This window comes from Endozoicomonas sp. SESOKO2 (assembly GCF_024606245.1).
Classification (GTDB): Bacteria; Pseudomonadota; Gammaproteobacteria; order Pseudomonadales; family Endozoicomonadaceae; genus Endozoicomonas_A.
In genome coordinates this window covers 1-2,515 of the sequence record NZ_JAHHPQ010000661.1, presented here as the reverse complement: position 1 = coordinate 2,515, position 2,515 = coordinate 1, and the positions used below count along the sequence as shown (strand labels likewise).

General features: G+C 53.3%; 2 protein-coding genes. Both read left to right on the top strand.

Annotation, left to right across the window (positions count from 1 at the left end; translation table 11 throughout):
- Nucleotides 1-1,847 (top strand): hypothetical protein (locus KDK17_RS16255; protein WP_257288536.1); only part of this gene is annotated, 1,847 nt, incomplete at its 5' end.
- A gap of 142 nt (nucleotides 1,848-1,989) precedes the next feature.
- A partial coding sequence (locus KDK17_RS16250; protein WP_257288535.1) for a hypothetical protein occupies nucleotides 1,990-2,515 on the top strand: 526 nt, incomplete at its 3' end.

Sequence of the window (2,515 nt, the reverse complement as noted above, 5' to 3'; positions counted from 1 at the left end):
TTTATAGCCCAAAACACCAAAGGCTCTACCAGGTCACCCTTGATAGTTACCGGTCCCTGGGCAGCTTTGGCAGGGTAGCCGTGATGGCGGAGGGCCTGCTGCTGTCAGGAACACCCGGGGCTGACCGGATCAGCCTGAAAGCCTTTCGACTGAACACTTACTACCATGAGAACCGGGTGGTCTCCCGCCGACAGTTTGGGGTCATGGTGGAGGGCCAGGGCGGTTCGGATGTGATTCAAATCAATAAGAGTGACCTGTCGTTTTTTTCCCGGATCATCCTCCATCCCGGCCTTGCTGAAGAACAAACCGACGTTAAAAACCAGGCACAGACCCGCATTGAATTGAAAGTACCGGCCTTCCTTTACCAGGCCGGTCGCCGGGGTCAGAACCTGGTCCTGTCTCACCGCTTTGAGGGAGGCAACGCCGGGATCGTGATCCAGGGGGTCTGGCCTAAACAGCACGACCGGTTCCCGCAACCAACGACCCTGGTGTTCAATGACCTTCAGCTGACCTTATCCGATCTGGCAGCAAGGGTGATGCGCTCTGGCCAGGGGGTGGTATTTCCATTAACGGCAGGGAACCGGAAGAACCGCCTTCGATTCATCCACGCCAACGCCAGCAACCCCCTGTACATCCGGCAAGCGCAAAACCGGCCAGTAAAAATCGTCACACACCAGGCTATGGACGGGATTAAACTGACGCTGGAGCCGTTAAACCCCACACACACCAGACGACAAGTGTTTATTACTGGCACAAACCAGTGGGGCTGGGAACCCGGCAGTGTTCAGGTGAGCGGACCGAAACCCGGCAGCCATTACCGTCCATGGCCGTTTATACCCGCCGTGATCAGCTCGTCGGCCATGGGCAACAGGACATTAAGACTCTGGGGCAATGACCGTAACAACATCCTGTACGTGGGCGCCCATGCCCGACAATGGTCCATTCTGGGGCGGGGCGGTAATGACCTGCTGCTGCTGGGGACGTCGGGAAACGCAGCCGCACGCCCCGAGGTACTGGCAAACTGGACACGGAGCGATCGGTGTGACAACCGAAAGCTGGAAGCACCCGGCAACAGCAGCCTGTGGCAAGCCTTCGTCGACTGGACCCGCCCCCTGATCGGTGGTCCTGGCAATGACGTCTATGACCTGCGGGCGTGCAGGCCAGCCCGGACAGTAGACGATTATGGCAAGCATTATATCCTCCTGTCGTCCGGGTCGAAAGCGGATTTACGACGACTGACGGGTGATAACAGCACCGCACTGTTCTTTACTGACCTGACTGCGAAACAGGTAGGGTTTAACCAGTGTGACCCGCAGGAGCAGAGCAGCGGCGGCAACCTCACACTCAGCAACGGCTCCCTGCCCCTGAGGAGCCGGAGCGTCAGGATCATCAATACCGACACTAACCAGACCCTGGCACTGATCAAACCGGACGTGCTGGCCAGCCTGCACTTTAAAGGCGGACAAGTCAGCCTGAGCCCCACAGCTTTGATCAACAGCAACGATAGTGCATTGGCCGAGAGTGACAGTGCCGATGGAAACCACGAAGCCCTGAGCTTTCTGAACAGGATCATTCGCAGAGGGCAACGGCTGGTACATTACCTGAGCAGCCTGGCCCGAGGCGGGAAAGACGACGCTGACACGGATACAGCGAAGAGTAAGCAGCAAGGGGTGGTAAGCCTGAACGACACAGAGCTGAACCAACACTACCAGCGTCTGGTACAGGACATCAGTGCCCTGTCAGGCCATCGAACTGGTGAGAGTCCGTCGTTTATGCCATCGGCAACCCAGAGAGTGATACAGAACCTGACGAATCCACAACCTTTGACGACGATGGGTCAGGGCTGATTCCATAAGGAATCTGACGGAACTCCATACTACACTGTCTGTTACGTTTATTGCACATTTAAAGCCCTCTGATCACGCCGGTGAAAGGGCAAGTATCGCAATCCCCCGGGAAACCATGTAGGTCAATCTATCAGGTGTTATCATGCGAGACTTCCGTGTACCCAAGAATATGCATGTCAGCATTGTCGATCCCATTGAAGGTTGGGAGTTTGGTTGTCTGACAATATGGGCCAAGGTGAACCCGGACTACGTACTCCATGTATGGGCTCCCGAACGTTTGGCATACAAAAAAATACTATATTCGCTGCTGATGTCCGAGATAAACAAAAATGCTATTGAGAAAGATTCTCCAGATGATGATATAGCGAAGTTGAAAGATCGCACCTGGAAAATAATTGATGATTTTATGGGTAAAAGCCCAAACGTAGAACAATTGAATATAATGAGTTCCAGTTTTTCAGATAATGTAAAGCAGTCGTTTGCCATACAATGGGATAAAACCAGTGAATTGTTAAATAAAATTGAAACATCCATTGTCGATGCTGTCGTTCATAGAGACGAGATTGATTTCAAACCAATAGAGATTCAATATATTAAATCTGACTCTTATACACATCTCCGAGCCCACGAGACATGCGCAGATCGCGTAGGCCGTCTTCGGCTTGAAA